This window comes from Ralstonia sp. TCR112, from assembly GCF_007997035.1.
Classification (GTDB): Bacteria; Pseudomonadota; Gammaproteobacteria; order Burkholderiales; family Burkholderiaceae; genus Ralstonia; species Ralstonia edaphi.
Window position 1 is genome coordinate 56192 of the sequence record NZ_VOSS01000003.1, and the last position, 16248, is coordinate 72439.

At 63.2% G+C, this 16248-nt stretch carries 12 protein-coding genes and 1 pseudogene; 11 read left to right on the forward strand and 2 right to left on the reverse strand.

From position 1 onward, the window contains the following. Positions 1 to 29: 29 nt before the first annotated feature. The 3 genes from FUT88_RS01425 (at position 30) to ntrC (ending at position 3340) form a co-directional block, all read left to right on the forward strand. Complete coding sequence (locus FUT88_RS01425) at positions 30 to 554, forward strand: hypothetical protein (protein ID WP_024975940.1); 525 nt, start codon at positions 30 to 32, stop codon at positions 552 to 554. 7 nt (positions 555 to 561) lie between these two features. After that, positions 562 to 1764 (forward strand): nitrogen regulation protein NR(II), encoded by a 1203-nt coding sequence (glnL, locus tag FUT88_RS01430; RefSeq protein WP_147213507.1) that lies wholly within the window; start codon positions 562 to 564, stop codon positions 1762 to 1764. Between the two features lie 67 nt (positions 1765 to 1831). Continuing rightward, the gene (gene ntrC / locus FUT88_RS01435; protein ID WP_147213509.1) at positions 1832 to 3340 is read left to right on the forward strand and encodes a nitrogen regulation protein NR(I); all 1509 of its coding nucleotides are present in this window, start codon (positions 1832 to 1834) and stop codon (positions 3338 to 3340) included. 113 nt (positions 3341 to 3453) lie between these two features. Here ntrC and FUT88_RS01440 read toward each other — a convergent pair whose 3' ends face one another. Continuing rightward, positions 3454 to 3783 carry a hypothetical protein gene (locus tag FUT88_RS01440; RefSeq protein WP_147213510.1) on the reverse strand — a complete coding sequence of 110 codons (330 nt, stop codon included), beginning with the start codon at positions 3781 to 3783 and terminating at the stop codon, positions 3454 to 3456. 165 nt (positions 3784 to 3948) lie between these two features. Beyond that, positions 3949 to 4842: an HAD family hydrolase gene (locus tag FUT88_RS01445; protein WP_147213511.1), complete on the reverse strand. Its 894-nt coding sequence runs from the start codon at positions 4840 to 4842 to the stop codon at positions 3949 to 3951. Positions 4843 to 5039: 197 nt separating this feature from the next. Between FUT88_RS01445 and ugpB the strand changes: the two genes are divergently transcribed. From ugpB to lpdA, 8 genes and pseudogenes are all read left to right on the forward strand, one after another. Then, on the forward strand, positions 5040 to 6356 hold the full coding sequence (gene ugpB / locus FUT88_RS01450; RefSeq protein ID WP_147213513.1) for a sn-glycerol-3-phosphate ABC transporter substrate-binding protein UgpB: 1317 nt from the start codon (positions 5040 to 5042) through the stop codon (positions 6354 to 6356). A 76-nt stretch (positions 6357 to 6432) separates the two neighbouring features. Next, positions 6433 to 7314, forward strand: coding sequence for a sn-glycerol-3-phosphate ABC transporter permease UgpA (gene ugpA, locus FUT88_RS01455; protein WP_147213514.1), 882 nt, complete (start codon positions 6433 to 6435; stop codon positions 7312 to 7314). Between the two features lie 18 nt (positions 7315 to 7332). Continuing rightward, positions 7333 to 8181, forward strand: coding sequence for a sn-glycerol-3-phosphate ABC transporter permease UgpE (gene ugpE, locus FUT88_RS01460; protein ID WP_027677598.1), 849 nt, complete (start codon positions 7333 to 7335; stop codon positions 8179 to 8181). Between the two features lie 10 nt (positions 8182 to 8191). Next, positions 8192 to 9289, forward strand: a complete 1098-nt coding sequence (locus FUT88_RS01465; RefSeq protein ID WP_147213515.1) for a sn-glycerol-3-phosphate import ATP-binding protein UgpC — start codon at positions 8192 to 8194, stop codon at positions 9287 to 9289. Next, positions 9286 to 10038, forward strand: a complete 753-nt coding sequence (gene ugpQ / locus FUT88_RS01470) for a glycerophosphodiester phosphodiesterase (protein WP_147213516.1) — start codon at positions 9286 to 9288, stop codon at positions 10036 to 10038. Before FUT88_RS01465 ends, ugpQ begins: the two co-directional genes overlap by 4 nt. Positions 10039 to 10329: 291 nt before the next feature. Continuing rightward, positions 10330 to 13193 (forward strand): annotated as a pseudogene (locus FUT88_RS01475) (2-oxoglutarate dehydrogenase E1 component). Between the two features lie 134 nt (positions 13194 to 13327). Then, complete coding sequence (gene odhB, locus FUT88_RS01480; RefSeq protein ID WP_024975929.1) at positions 13328 to 14581, forward strand: 2-oxoglutarate dehydrogenase complex dihydrolipoyllysine-residue succinyltransferase; 1254 nt, start codon at positions 13328 to 13330, stop codon at positions 14579 to 14581. Between the two features lie 186 nt (positions 14582 to 14767). Beyond that, positions 14768 to 16204 (forward strand): dihydrolipoyl dehydrogenase, encoded by a 1437-nt coding sequence (lpdA, locus tag FUT88_RS01485; RefSeq protein WP_147213518.1) that lies wholly within the window; start codon positions 14768 to 14770, stop codon positions 16202 to 16204. Positions 16205 to 16248 lie beyond the last annotated feature (44 nt).

The window sequence follows — 16248 nt, forward strand, 5'->3', positions numbered from 1 at the left end:
CCGATCGACGTATCCGCCAGGTTCCATTCATGTTCCGTCCTTCCCCACGCATCGCATCCGGACTGCTTGCCGCCGCTGCGGCGGTGTTTGCCACGCTGTCTGTGCAGGCACCCGCGTACGCCGATGACGTCTATCTGTGCACCGGTCCGAACGGCGTGCCGGAGTACCGCAACAGCGGCAATGTGAAAGGCTGCAAGAAGTTGACGCTGCCGGATGTGGTGACTGTCCCTGGCACGCGCAGCCCGCGCAGTGCAGGGGCTGCACCCGCGCCGGCGCAAAACAATGCAGGCGGTGGTTTCCCCCGCGTGGACAACGCCACGCAGAAGGCACGTGACGGTGAACGCCGCCAGGTGCTGGAAGCCGAGCTGGCAGACGAGGAGCGCAAGCTCCAGGCGTTGAAGGCCGAATACAACAACGGCCAGCCCGAGCGCCAGGGCAATGAACGTAACTATCAGAAGTATCTGGACCGCACCGCGCAGTTGAAGGGCGACATCGAACGCAGCCAGGCCAATGTCGATTCCATCCGCCGGGAGCTGGGCAATCTCAAGGACTAGATGAACCATGCGTCGACTGATCCGCAAAGCGGCACGCCGCGATGAACAGGAACAGACGACGCCATCCGCGCCGTCAGCCTTCGCCACCGGCGTGGAAGTCTCCGCAGGTGCGCCCATCGACGGGCCGCCGCCGATTCCGTTTTCACATGGTGCACCGCCATCGTTCCCCGGGCTCGACGCGGTGCCCAATCCCATCCTCTTCGTCCGCCATCCGGCGCTGACGATTTTCTACGCCAATCCCGCCGCTGAAGCCGCGCTGGCCGTGTCCCGCCGTCAGTTGGTGGAGATGTCGTTGTACGAGCTGTTTGCCGATCCGTCGGAGCTGGCGGAGATGATCGCCACCGTGGCGGCTCGCCAGTTCGATGCCAAGCGGCGCGACGTGTCACTCGACCGTGTGGGCCATGAGCCGCTGCACGCGCACGCCGTGGTCGGTGCACTGGACTTTGCCCCAGGATCGGTGCTGCTTGAGCTGCTGCCGAACGAGCAGAAGATCCGCAGCGAGCGCGAGGAGCGCTTGCTGGACCTGACCTCTGCCAACAAAGAGCTGATCCGCAACCTGGCTCATGAGATCAAGAACCCGTTGGGCGGCATTCGCGGCGCGGCGCAGTTGCTGGAGTTCGAACTGCCGGAGCGCTCGCTGCGCGAGTACACGCAGGTCATCATCAAGGAATCCGACCGGCTGCAGACGCTGGTCGACCGCCTGCTCGAACCGCACCGGCATCCGCATATCGTGGGCGATGTGAACATCCACGAGGTGCTGGAGCGCGTGCGCTCCGTGGTGCTGGCGGAGTTCCCCCAGGGCCTGCGGATCGTGCGCGACTATGACGCGAGCCTGCCGGAGTTCCGAGGCGACAAGGAGCAGCTCATCCAGGCGGTGCTCAACATCGTTCATAACGCGGCACATGCGCTGGGCCCTCGCATTGCGCAGGGCGATGGCGAAATCATCTTGCGCACTCGCGTGGCACGCAAAGTTACGATTGCAAAACGTCTTTACAAGCTGGCATTGGACTTGCATGTAGTGGACAACGGTCCTGGTATCCCGGACGACATCCGCGAGCGAATCTTCTTCCCGCTGGTGTCAGGAAGGGAGGGGGGAAGTGGGCTGGGCCTGACACTCGCGCAGACGTTCGTGCAGCAGCACGACGGACTGATCGAATGCGAGAGCAGGCCAGGTCAGACGGATTTCCGCATTCTCGTGCCGCTGCACTGAGCGTCAGCTTCAACGACGCAGCGCGAGAAGGCCCAGGCGAGACGAAGTCAAGCAGACGAACCAACACATGAAGCCAATCTGGATAGTCGACGACGATCAATCCATCCGCTGGGTCCTCGAGAAGGCGCTCGCACGTGAGAGCCTGCTCTCGCGCAGCTTTACCAACGTGCGCGACGCGCTCAACGCGCTCGACGAAGAAACACCGCAAGTCCTGATTTCCGACGTCCGCATGCCGGGCGGTTCGGGGCTCGATCTGCTGCAGGCCATCAAGACCAAGCATCCCGGACTGCCGGTCATCATCATGACGGCGTATTCGGACCTGGACAGCGCCGTAGCGGCGTTCCAGGGCGGTGCGTTCGAGTACCTGGCCAAGCCGTTCGACGTGGATCGCGCGGTCGAGCTGATCCGCCGCGCGCTGGAAGAGAGCCTGCGTGAAGAGGAAATCGACGATCGCCTGAGCGATGCGCCGGAGATTCTCGGTCAGGCGCCGGCCATGCAGGATGTGTTCCGCGCGATTGGGCGGCTGTCGCAGTCGAACGTGACCGTGCTGATCACCGGGGAGTCGGGCACGGGTAAGGAACTGGTAGCGCGGGCGCTGCATAAGCACAGCCCGCGTGCGAGCGGCCCCTTCATCGCGCTGAACACGGCGGCGATTCCGAAAGACCTGCTCGAATCCGAGCTGTTCGGCCATGAGCGTGGCGCCTTTACGGGCGCGCAGACCATGCGCCGCGGGCGCTTCGAACAAGCCGAGGGCGGCACGCTGTTCCTCGACGAAATCGGCGACATGCCGTTCGATCTGCAGACGCGGCTCCTGCGCGTGCTGTCGGATGGGCATTTCTATCGCGTGGGCGGCCACAACCCGCTCAAGGCCAACGTTCGCGTCATCGCGGCGACGCACCAGAATCTTGAAACGCGCGTCAAGGACGGCCTGTTCCGCGAGGACTTGTTCCACCGCCTGAACGTGATCCGCCTGCGCTTGCCCGCGTTGCGTGAACGCCCGGAAGACATCACGCTGCTGGCGCGCCATTTCCTGCAGAAGAGCGCCAAGGAACTGGGCGTGGAGCCCAAGCGCATGTCGGACGATGCGCTAGCGCATATCGCCACGTTGCCGTTCCCCGGCAACGTGCGGCAACTGGAAAACCTCTGCAACTGGTTGACCGTGATGGCGCCGGCGCAGACCATCGAGGCCAAGGACCTGCCCGCTGACCTGGTGCGTGGCAATGCGCAGATGCTGCCGGCCATGGGCGATGCCCCGGCGCGCCCCGCCTTCATCGGCGAGCCGTCGCATGGTGGCGAACCGTATGGCGTGACGCCGTCGGTCGATACGTTGCTTTCGACGACTTCAGTAGGGGCATCCATCGCTGCAGGCTGGGAGCGCGCGCTTGCGGGCGAGGCCAAGGCCATGCTCGAGGCTGGCCAGCCCGATGTGATGGACGCGCTCACGCGTCGCTTCGAGAAGGCGATTCTGGAGGCTGCGCTTGGTGTCACGCGCGGTCGTCGTGTTGAGGCGGCAACGCGGCTGGGCATCGGCCGCAACACCATCACGCGCAAATTGCAGGAGCTGGGCTTCGACTGACGCACCGTCAGCAGGGCCAGTCCACCGAATATCGTCGAGCTTGGCGATTGGGATTGGGCGGATTTCCGATATGGGAATCCGCCTCTTTTTTTTGTGCGTGAATAGGGGTGCGCTTAGTGCAGCTTGTGCTTCAACTGGGACAGTTCTTCGTGGGCGCGCATCACGGCAGATTCCACGGACTGGTCTACCTTGCCGGTGGCGTTCTGGCAGGCCATTTTCGCGCGATCGGAATACGCTTCCAGCCTGTCGACGGCCTCGACGAAGGTCTGCTGGTCTTCAGCACCTTCCAGCCGTGAGTGGCATTGGCGGGCTTGGTCATCCAGTTGCTGGATCGATTGCTTCAGCGAGTCAGGCACGTCCTTGTGCGACGCACAGGTCCGGGCCAGTTCGGCGATGGTGCTTTCCGCATGTTCAAAACGCTGGCGCAGTTTCTCTGTTTGCATAGAGGGCTCCTGTCGGTTGCGTGAAAAGGCGTCGCGCCGCATGCACCGTTGTGAGGCCGTCACATGGTGCAAAGCGGTGCAACGCCCAATTTCGGCGCAAGCGGCGTGCCGTGTGCGGCAGACAACGCCAAACTCCAGTTCGTGTCGCGGTACGAGGATTTCGCCTCAGGCGCGCGGCGCGGGCAGGGCGAGGGATCGCGCTTCCAGGATGCGCTCGGCGACTTCGGCAAAGCCGCCGCCGCCTTCGGCCTCAGTGAGGTACGTCGGCGGTACGGGCAGCGTATCGATCACGTCCAGCACGTTGGCCACGCCCACCGAGAGCGGGAAGAATTCGAACATTGCCGCATCGTTGGCGGAGTCGCCCACGAAGACCCAGCGTTCGCGCTCGGCATGCAGGTCCAGGCCGAATGCGCGGCGCGCGAGCGACACGCTGGCGCTCAGCTTGTCGTGCTTGCCGAACCAGCCGTTGACGTGAATCGAGCTGACGGTTGCGTGCATTCCGTGCGTGCGCATGATGTCGACGATGTGCTGCACGGCGTGCTGCGGCAGCGGCGGGACTTGCTCGGCATGATCGACAGCCAGATCGGCTGCGTGCCAGGCCTGATCCGTCGCCAGCGCTGAGCCCGGCACCGCCCGCCGGATTTCCGCACCGACTTCACGGATGCGCTCGAGATTGCGTGCGCGCGTTTGCGCGTCGTCAACAAAGTCAGTGGCGAGATGCCCGCGCGAATCGACGCGCATGGCAAACGCGCCGTTTTCGCCGATCACGGCATCGACGGGCCACAACCGCGCAATGACTTCGCACCAGGCAATCGACCGGCCCGTGACCGGCACGACCTTGATGCCGGCGCGATGCAGGCGCTCCAGCGCGGAGTACGTCTGCGCGGGCAGCTTCCCCCTCGTGGTGAGGGTTCCATCCACGTCGGTGAAGACGCCTGTGATATTGCGCAGTGCATCATCCGGGAGCTGATGCAAGGGCAGCGGAACACGTCGCTCGGCGATGACCGGCGTGGTTTCAGGCGAGTCCGGAGCGGCAGGAGTGGCGGGTGGGGCGAGCATGCTGCGGGTGCAATAGAGAGTGTCTTCAATCCATTCTAACGGCCGTTGCAAGCCAAACCTTGGAGGGATTTCCCGATTTCTTTGTGACAGAAAGCCAAGTAACATCCCGCTGTCATAAAAATGACCGACCGTGCATTTACAGTCGGCGCGCCGTGGGCGGAGCGAGGGAGCCCGCCGGGTCGAAACAAGGAGAAATGATGTCGATCAAGAAGATTGCGGGGGCCGCAGCAGTACTGGCCGCGTGTACGTTTGCGCAGGGCGCGTACGCAGTGACGGAAATCCAGTGGTGGCATTCGATGGAAGGCGCCTTGAACGACAAGGTGAACGAGATCGCCACCAAGTTCAACGCCAGCCAGTCCGACTACAAGATCGTGCCGGTCTACAAGGGCCAGTACGATGAATCGCTGGCGGCGGGCATCGCGGCCTTCCGCGCCGGCAATGCACCGGCCATCCTGCAGGTGTTCGAGGTCGGTACCGCAACGATGATGAACGCCAAGGGCGCTATCGTGCCGGTCGCCAAGATCATGAAGGACGCCGGCGAGAAGTTTGACCCGAAGGCCTACGTGCCGGCCGTGGCGGGTTATTACACGTCGAACAAGGGCGAGATGCTGTCGTTCCCGTTCAACAGCTCGACGACGATCATGTATTACAACAAGGACGCCTTCAAGAAGGCCGGCCTTGACCCGAACAAGCCGCCCGCAACGTGGCAGGAAGTGGCTGTCGACGCGGCCAAGCTGAAGGCAGCGGGCGTGGCCTGCGGCTACACGACCGACTGGCAGTCGTGGGTGCATCTGGAGAGCTTCTCGGCGTGGCACAACGTGTCGTTCGCCACGGAGAACAACGGCTTTGGTGGTGCCAAGGCTCGCTTGAACTTCAATGGCCCGGTGCAGATCAAGCACATCGAGAACCTGCAGGACATGCAGAAGAAGGGCTACTTCACCTACGCCGGCCGCAAGGACGAGCCGAAGGCGAAGTTCATCGCCGGCGAGTGCGCCATGCACACGGGTTCGTCGGCAGCGCTGGCGAACATCCGCAAGAACGCCAAGTTCAGCTTCAGCCCCGCACCGCTGCCGTACGAAGCCGGCGTGCCTGGAGCCCCGCAGAACACCATCATCGGCGGCGCTTCGCTGTGGGTGATGGGCGGCCACAAGGCTGAGGAGTACAAGGGCGTGGCGAAGTTCTTCACGTTCCTGTCGCGTCCCGAAGTGCAGGCCGACTGGCACCAGTCGACGGGTTATCTGCCTGTGACGCTGGAAGCGTATGAACTGACGAAAAAGTCCGGCTACTACGACAAGAACCCGGGCGCCGATGTGGCCGTCAAGCAGATGATCGTCAAGACGACCGACAAGTCGCGCGGCATCCGTCTGGGCAACTTCCCGCAGATTCGTCAGGTGATCGACGAAGAGCTGGAATCGGTCTGGGCCGGCAAGAAGACGCCGAAGGAAGCGCTGGACACGGCTGTGTCACGCGGCAACGAGCTGCTCGTCCGCTTCGAAAAGACCGTCAAGGAATAAGCGCCGATTCAGCGCTCGTCTAAACCGCCGGCCTCGTGCGCTTGCACCGGCCGGCGGTGCGTTTTTGGAATGTCGCATGGAAAAACGCGTCGTTTTTCGATCGCGCTGGCTGCCGTATGTGCTGGTGGCCCCGCAGATCGTCATCACTCTGGTGTTCTTCTTCTGGCCGGCCGGGCAAGCGCTGTATCAGTCGCTGCTGCGCCAGGATGCTTTCGGCATCAACCTCGAATTCGTGGGGCTGGAGAACTTTCACGACCTCTTTGCTGATCCGACCTATCTCGGCTCGTTCCAGACCACAGCCGTGTTCGCCATTGGCGTCGCTCTGGTCGGTCTCGGCACTTCGCTGGCGCTGGCGTACTTTGCCGACCGTGCGCTGCGTGGCGCCACGTTCTACAAGACCCTGCTGATCTGGCCGTACGCGATTGCGCCGGCCGTTGCGGGCGTGCTGTGGAGCTTCCTCTTCAACCCCTCGCTGGGCATCGTCTCGTTCGTGATCCGCAAGTTGGGCGTGGACTGGAACTTCGTGCTCAACGGCGGGCAGGCGCTGACGCTGGTGGTCATCATCGCGGCCTGGAAGCAGATCAGCTACAACTTCCTCTTCTTCCTGGCGGGTCTGCAAAGCATTCCGAAGTCGCTGATGGAAGCGGCGGCCATTGACGGCGCCGGGCCGTGGAAGCGCTTCTGGTCGATCGTGTTCCCGCTGCTGTCGCCTACCACGTTTTTCCTGATGGTGGTGAACGTCGTGTACGCGTTCTTCGACACCTTCGCCATCATCGATTCGGTCACGCAGGGCGGGCCGTTCAAGGCGACGGAGACGCTCGTGTTCAAGGTCTACCAAGACGGCGTGCGCGGTCTCGATATCGGCGGATCGGCGGCGCAGTCGGTGATCCTCATGGGCCTGGTGATCGTGCTGACGATCGTCCAGTTCCGCTACGTCGAACGCAAAGTCCAATACTGAAAGGAGGGCAACCGCACCATGATTGAACGCCGTCCGTTCCTGGACTTCCTCACCCACGTCGTGCTGATTCTCGGTGTGATCGTCGTGGCGTTTCCGGTGTATGTCGTGTTCGTCGCGTCGTCGTTGACGGCCGAAGACGTGCTGCAGGCCCCCATGACGCTGATCCCCGGTCCGCACCTCATCGAAAACTACCGCACGGTGCTCACGTCGGGCATGGGCAATTCGGCCACGCCAGTCGGCACCATGCTCATGAACAGCCTGATCATGGCGTTGGGCATCTCGCTCGGGAAGATCGCGATTTCGATCATCTCGGCCTTCGCGATCGTCTATTTCAAGTTCCCGCTGCGCAAGACATTCTTCTGGCTCATCTTCGTCACGTTGATGCTGCCGGTGGAAGTGCGGATCCTGCCCACGTACAAGGTTGTGTCGGATCTTGGCATGCTGAACAGCTACGCGGGCCTGACGATTCCGATCATCGCGTCGGCCACGGCCACGTTCCTGTTCCGGCAGTTCTTCCTGACCATTCCCGATGAATTGGCGGAAGCCGCGCGCATCGATGGCGCGGGCCCGCTGAAGTTCTTCTGGGACGTGGTGCTGCCGCTTTCGCGCACCAGCATCGCGGCACTGTTCGTGATCCAGTTCATCTACGGCTGGAACCAGTACCTCTGGCCGCTGCTGATCACGACGGAAAAGAACATGACCCCCATCGTGCTGGGCGTGACGCAAATGATCTCCCGCTCCGGCGATTCCGCCACCGACTGGAACCTGCTGATGGCCACCGTGATGCTGGCCATGCTGCCGCCCGCGGCAATCGTGATCGGCATGCAGCGGTGGTTCGTGAAGGGCCTCGTCGAAACCGAAAAGTAAAAGAAGCAAGATGGCAAAACTTTCGCTACGCAACGTCCAGAAGCACTACGCCAACCTCCAGGTCGTGCACGGCATCGACATGGAAATCGGCGACGGGGAGTTCATCGTCATCGTCGGCCCGTCGGGCTGCGGCAAGTCCACGCTGCTGCGCATGGTGGCGGGCCTCGAACCCATTACCGGCGGCGAGGTTTGGATTGGCGACCGCGTCGTCAACGAACTCGAGCCGGCCGAGCGCGATATCGCGATGGTGTTCCAGAACTACGCCCTGTATCCGCACATGAGCGTGTTCGACAACATGGCCTACGGGCTGAAGATCCGCGGCTTGCCCAGGAGCGATATTCAAGCCCGTGTGGAGCAGGCCGCGGGCATTCTCGAACTGGGCAAGCTGCTGGATCGCAAGCCGCGCCAGCTCTCGGGCGGCCAACGCCAGCGTGTGGCCATGGGCCGCGCGATCGTGCGTGAGCCGGCCGTGTTCCTGTTCGATGAGCCGCTTTCCAACCTCGACGCCAAGCTGCGCGTGCAGATGCGCCTGGAACTGAAGGATCTGCATCGCCGTCTGCGCACCACGAGCCTGTACGTCACGCACGATCAGGTCGAAGCGATGACGCTGGCCGATCGCATGATGGTGCTCAACGGCGGCCGCGTTGAGCAGATCGGCACACCGCTTGAGGTGTATTCGCGTCCGGCCAGCACGTTCGTGGCCGGTTTCATCGGTTCGCCGCCGATGAACCTCGTGCCCGTGTCGCGCCATGCCGGCGGCGGCACGCAGATTCGGGTAGACGGCGCGAAGGAGGGCGACGCTGCCGCCACGCTCGGCCACCTGCCGATGGGTCTGCATCTGCCCGAGCGCGCGCTGATGGGTTTGCGCCCCGAGCACATCGAACCATGCTCCGCCGATCAGGCCATCGCCCTGATCGACGTGCGCGTGGTCGAGGCGCTCGGCGCGGACGCGTTCGCGTATGGCACGCTGGCCGGTCATCCGGTCGTGGTTCGTCTTGAGCCGCACGCCAGCGTAAAGGCTGGTGACAAGCTCCCGATCACCGCCTCGGCAGAACATCTGCACTGGTTCGACCCGCAAACCACGCGCCGCATCGAGGCCCTGGCATGAGCGGCGCGCGCGCTTTGCCGGCCTGGCCGTATCCGCGTGCGATTGCGCACCGCGGAGCGGGCAAGCTGGCGCCCGAGAACACGCTAGCCGCCTTCCGACATGGCGCTTCGTTCGGCTACCGCATGTTCGAGTTCGACGTGAAGCTGTCCGGTGACGGCGCATCGGTCCTGTTGCACGACGCCACGCTGGAGCGCACCACGAATGGTGCCGGCCGCCTCGACGCGCTCACGCTTGCACAGATCGCGCAACTGGACGCCGGCAGTTGGCACAGCCCTGCCTACGCCGGCGAGCCTGTGCCCACGCTGGCAGCCATCGCGCGCTACCTGCGCGCCAACAACTTCCTCGCCAATATCGAGATCAAGCCGGTGCCTGGCGCGGAGTGGCGCACGGGCGCCGCTGTCGCGCTCGACGCCCGCACGCTGTGGGCCGGCGCCGAGGTGCCGCCGCTGCTGTCGTCGTTTTCCGAAGACGCGCTGGCAGCCGCGCGCGAGGCTGCGCCGGAATTGCCTCGCGCGTTGCTGCTCGACAAACTGCCTGCGGATTGGCTCGATCGCCTGCACGCTTTGGATTGTGTTGCCCTCGACGCCAATCATCGCGAACTGACACCGGAGATCATTGACGAGGCACACGCCGCGGGGTTTCGCGTCTGCTGCTATACCGTCAACGACCTGGATCGCGCGCAGTGGCTCTGGGGCGCCGGGCTGGACGGCCTGATCACCGACTGGGTCGACCGTATTTCGCCCGCCTGAATGTGATGGAAGCATGGCTTTGACGTGGCATAACAACGGTCCTTTGTCACGTCAAAGAATCGGAATATTGCTTATAAACATGCTATGCTTCCCCTCCGTGAAGACTTAGGTCCTTCCCGCACAACTTGTCTGTAAAAGCTGTCTCGGTACCTCCTTTCTGCCTTGCGCGATCCGGTCCGACCAGGTGATTTCAGGCGATTTAGTTTGCGATCCGCTAACCGGTCAAGCCGTGTCGCGGAAGGTTGATGAACCCGCTGAACTCCGGCAGACCCGGAGAAAAGTGAGCGCCCCATGACAGAGCTGTATAAGCAGTACCTGGACACTTCGTACCTGTCCGGCGGTAACGCCGCCTACGTTGAAGATCAGTACGAAGCGTATCTTCAAGATCCCACGTCCGTTAGCGAGGCACTGCGCGCGTACTTCGATGCGCTGCAGAACGTCCCTGCCGTCGACGGTTCCAACGCCCGGGATATCCCCCACGCCCCCATCGTCACCTCGTTCGCTGAGCGCGCCAAGCATGGCCCGATCAGGACGATCGTCGCGTCTGCCGATTCCGACATGGGTCGCAAGCGCGTGGCGGCAACGCAGCTGATTGCCGCGTACCGCAACGTGGGCCTGCGTTGGGCCGATCTTGATCCGCTCAAGCGTCAGGAGCGCCCCCCGGTTCCGGATCTGGACCCGGCTTTCTACGGCTTCACCGAAGCGACCAGGACATCGTTTTCAACGCCAGCAATACGTATTTCGGCAAGGAATCGATGAGCCTGCGCGAGCTGCTCAACAACCTGCGCGAAACGTACTGCGGTTCGATCGGCGCGGAATTCATGTACATCAGCGACCAGGCACAGAAGCGCTGGTGGCAAGAGCGTCTGGAAACCATTCGCTCCAAGCCGACGTTCTCGGCTGAAAAGAAGAAGCACATCCTGGAACGCCTGACGGCCGCTGAAGGCCTCGAGCGCTTCCTGCATACGAAGTACGTCGGTCAGAAGCGTTTCTCGCTGGAAGGCGGCGAGAGCTTCATCGCGGCCATGGACGAACTGATCCAGCATTCCGGCGCCAAGGGCGTGCAGGAAATCGTGATCGGCATGGCCCACCGCGGCCGTCTGAACGTGCTGGTCAACACGCTGGGCAAGATGCCGGCGGACCTGTTTGCCGAATTCGAAGGCAAGCACGTGGACGACCTGCCGGCCGGCGACGTGAAGTACCACAAGGGCTTCTCGAGCGACGTGACGACCCCGGGTGGCCCCGTCCACCTGTCGCTGGCGTTCAACCCGTCGCACCTGGAAATTGTCAACCCGGTCGTGGAAGGCTCGGTCAAGGCACGTCAGGAGCGTCGCGGTGACAAGCACGGCGCGCAAGTGCTGGCTGTGCAGGTGCACGGCGATGCGGCCTTCGCAGGCCAGGGCGTTGTGATGGAAACGCTGAACCTCGCGCAAACGCGTGGTTACGGCACGGGCGGCACGATCCACATCGTCATCAACAACCAGATCGGTTTCACGACGTCGGACCCGCGCGACTCGCGCTCAACGCTGTATTGCACCGACGTGGTCAAGATGATCGAAGCGCCGGTCCTGCACGTCAACGGCGACGATCCGGAAGCCGTCGTGCTGGCCATGCAACTGGCCGTGGACTTCCGTACCGAGTTCCAGAAGGACATCGCGGTCGACATCATCTGCTTCCGCAAGCTCGGCCACAACGAGCAGGATACGCCGGCGATGACGCAGCCGCTGATGTACAAGAAGATCGGCACGCACCCCGGCACGCGCAAGCTCTATGCCGACAAGCTGGTCACGCAAAACACGCTGAAGGCCGAAGAGCCGGACGCCCTGGTGCAGGAATTCCGCGCCGCCATGGACGCGGGCAAGCACACGGTCGACCCGGTCCTGTCGAACTTCAAGAACAAGTTCGCAGTGGATTGGCTGCCGTTCCTGAACCGCAAGTGGACGGATGCTGCGGATACTGCTGTGCCGATGGCCGAACTCAAGCGTCTGGCCGAGCGCATCACCGCCATCCCCGATCACTTCAAGCTGCACCCGCTGGTTGAGAACGTCGTCAACAACCGCGCCAAGATGGGCAAGGGCGAGCTGCCGCTGGACTGGGGCATGGGCGAGCACCTGGCCTTCGCATCGCTGGTGGCGTCGGGCTACCCGGTGCGCATCACCGGTCAGGATGCCGGCCGTGGCACGTTCACGCACCGCCACGCCGTGCTGCACGATCAGAACCGCGAGCGTTGGGACGCCGGCAGCTACGTCCCGCTGCAGAACGTGTCGGAGAGCCAAGCTCCCTTTACGGTGATCGACTCGGTGCTGTCGGAAGAAGCCGTGATGGGCTTCGAGTACGGTTACTCGTCGGCCGAGCCGAACACCCTGGTGATCTGGGAAGCCCAGTTCGGCGACTTTGCCAACGGTGCGCAGGTCGTGATCGACCAGTTCATCTCGTCGGGCGAAGTGAAGTGGGGCCGCGCCTCGGGTCTGACGCTGATGCTGCCGCACGGCTACGAAGGTCAAGGTCCGGAGCACAGCTCGGCACGCCTGGAGCGCTACCTGCAGCTCTGCGCAGACCACAACATGCAAGTCGTGCAGCCGACCACGCCGGCACAGATCTTCCACCTGCTGCGTCGCCAGATGATCCGGATGTTCCGCAAGCCGCTGATCATCCTGACGCCGAAGTCGCTGCTGCGCAGCAAGGACGCTGTGTCGCCGCTGTCGGATCTGGCCAAGGGCCATTTCGAAACGGTGATCGCCGATACGACCGAAGATCTGAACGCCGCCAAGGTCAAGCGCGTCGTGGCCTGCTCGGGCAAGGTCTACTACGACCTGGTTAACGCCCGCAAGGAACGTGGCCTGACCGACACGGCCATCATCCGTGTGGAGCAGCTCTATCCGTTCCCGCACAAGGCGTTCGCAGCCGAGCTGAAGAAGTATCCGAACCTCGCTGAAGTGGTGTGGTGCCAGGACGAGCCGCAGAACCAGGGTGCCTGGTTCTTCGTGCAGCACTACATTCTCGAGAACATGACCGAGGGTCAGAAGCTGGGCTACGCAGGCCGTCCGGCATCGGCATCGCCGGCCGTGGGCTACTACGCAAAGCACAACGAGCAGCAGAAGGCGCTGATCGATGCCGCATTTAGCAAGCTCAAGGGCTTCGTGCTGAACAAGTAAGCGACCTCTGTACCAAGGCGGCAGCTTCGGCTGTCGCCTTGACGCATCTTCGCTCCCGAATTCCACCGTATATCGAATTAGCGCGGCTCCCGCACAAGAGGAGCACGCGCACATGAATCCAAGGAACCACCGAAATGGCTATCGTTGAAGTCAAGGTCCCGCAGTTTTCCGAGTCCGTTGAAGAAGGCACGCTGATCTCCTGGAAGAAGAAGCCGGGCGAAGCCGTGGCCCAGGACGAAATCCTGATCGAAGTCGAGACCGACAAGGTCGTGCTGGAAGTGCCGGCCCCGTCGGCTGGCGTGCTGGCTGAAGTGCTGGTGGCGGACGGCGCAACCGTGACGTCGGAACAACTGCTGGCCAAGATCGACACCGAAGGCAAGGCAGGCGCCGCTGCTCCGGCCGCTGCTGCACCGGCTCCCGCAGCTGCTGCACCGGCACCGGCTGCTGCCGCTCCGGCGGCCGCTGCAGCAGGTGGCGTGGCCATGCCGTCGGCCGCCAAGCTGATGGCTGAGAACAACCTGTCGGCTGGCCAAGTCGCTGGCACGGGCCGCGATGGCCGCATCACCAAGGGTGACGTGCTGGGTGCCGTCGCTGGTGGTGCCAAGCCGGCTGCTGCTGCCGCTCCGCAGGCCGCACGTCCGGCGCTGCAGCAAGTGGCTGCACCGGTGGACTTCGCCGCCCTGGGCGACCGCCCGGAAGAGCGCGTGCCGATGAGCCGCCTGCGTGCCCGTATCGCCGAGCGCCTGGTGCAGTCGCAATCGACCAACGCCATCCTCACCACCTTCAACGAAGTCAACATGAAGCCGGTGATGGACTTGCGCGCCAAGTTCAAGGACCAGTTCGAGAAGACCCACGGCGTGAAGCTGGGCTTCATGTCGTTCTTCGTGAAGGCGGCTGTCCACGCGCTGAAGAAGTACCCGGTCATCAACGCATCGGTTGACGGCAACGACATCGTCTACCACGGCTACTTCGACATCGGTATCGCTGTCGGCTCGCCGCGTGGCCTGGTGGTGCCCATCCTGCGCAATGCCGACCAGATGAGCCTGGCCGATATCGAGAAGAAGATTGCCGAATTCGGCCAAAAGGCCAAGGACGGCAAGCTGACGCTGGACGACCTGACTGGCGGCACGTTCTCGATCTCGAACGGCGGCACGTTCGGCTCGATGCTGTCGACCCCGATCATCAACCCGCCGCAATCGGCCATCCTTGGCGTGCACGCCACCAAGGATCGTGCCGTGGTGGAAAACGGCCAAGTCGTGGTTCGCCCGATGAACTACCTGGCTATGTCTTATGACCACCGCATCATCGACGGCCGCGAAGCCGTGCTGGGCCTGGTGGCGATGAAGGAAGCGCTGGAAGACCCGGCCCGCCTGCTGCTGGATCTGTAAACCTGCCTACGGTCCTACTGCACGCCCCGATCTTGACCTTGCGATGCCCGCCGTACCCATGTACGGCTGCCGATTCTGGCAAATTCGTCAGGCCAACCTCGGGCCGCTCGCTACGGACCGTGAACAGGTTTAAACCGACTGTTGTCGTTCCCGCCTGAGCGGGAAGACGGACTAAAGGATTTCTCCATGAGCAAAGAATTTGACGTGCTGGTGATCGGCGCCGGCCCCGGCGGTTACATCGCCGCCATCCGCGCTGGTCAGCTGGGCCTGAACGTGGCCTGCTGCGAAGACAACCCCTATGACGATCCGAAGGGCGAGCCGCGCCTGGGCGGCACCTGCCTGAACGTCGGCTGCATTCCGTCGAAGGCGCTGCTGGCCTCGTCGGAAGAGTTCGAGAACGTGAACCACCACCTGGCCGACCACGGCATCACGGTGGATGGCGTCAAGGTCGACGTGGCCAAGATGCTCAAGCGCAAGGACGACATCGTCGGCAAGATGACGAAGGGCATCGAATTCCTGTTCCGCAAGAACAAGGTGACGCTGCTCAAGGGCCACGGCAAGTTCGTCGGCAAGACCGATGCCGGCTATCAGGTCGAGATCGCAGGCAAGGCCGGCGCGGAAGTCGTGACCGCCAAGCACGTGATCATCGCCACCGGCTCGAAGGCCCGCCATCTGCCGGGCGTGAAGGTCGACAACGTGACCATTGCCGACAACGAAGGCGCACTGAAGTTTGGCGAAGTGCCGAAGAAGCTGGGCGTAATCGGCGCTGGCGTGATCGGCCTGGAGCTGGGCTCGGTGTGGCGCCGTCTGGGTGCAGAAGTGACGATCCTCGAAGCGCTGCCGAGCTTCCTCGGCGCGGCTGACGAATCGGTTGCCAAGGAAGCCAACAAGCTGCTGACCAAGCAGGGCCTGAAGATCAACGTCGGCGTGAAGGTCGGCGAGATCGAATCGTCGGCCAAGGGCGTGAAGGTCAACTACACCGACGCTGCCGGCGCTGCGCAAGTGCTGGAGTGCGACAAGCTGATCGTGTCGATCGGCCGCGTGCCGAACACCGACAACCTGGGCCTGGAAGCGATCGGCCTGGCGGCGGATCAGCGTGGCTTTATCGAAGTGGACGAGCACTGCGCGACGAAGCTGCCGAACCTGTGGGCGATCGGTGACGTGGTGCGCGGCCCGATGCTGGCGCACAAGGCAGAAGACGAAGGCGTGGCCGTGGCCGAGCGCATCGTCGGCCAGAAGCCGCACATCGACTACAACTGCATTCCGTGGGTCATCTACACCTACCCGGAAATTGCATGGGTCGGCAAGACGGAGCAGCAGCTCAAGGCCGAGGGCCGCGAGATCAAGGCTGGCCAGTTCCCGTTCATGGCGAACGGCCGCGCGCTGGGCATGGGCGCTTCCGACGGTTTCGTGAAGGTCATCGCCGATGCGAAGACCGATGAAATCCTGGGCGTGCACATCGTCGCAGCCAACGCCTCGGACCTGGTTGCCGAAGCCGTGGTGGCGATGGAGTTCAAGGCTGCAGCCGAAGACATCGGCCGCATCTGCCATCCGCACCCGTCGATGTCGGAAGTGATGCGCGAAGCTGCGCTGGCCGTCGACAAGCGTCAGCTCAATATGTAAATCGCAAGCCGCAAGGCAAGCACGATGCCCGGTGAATCCACAAG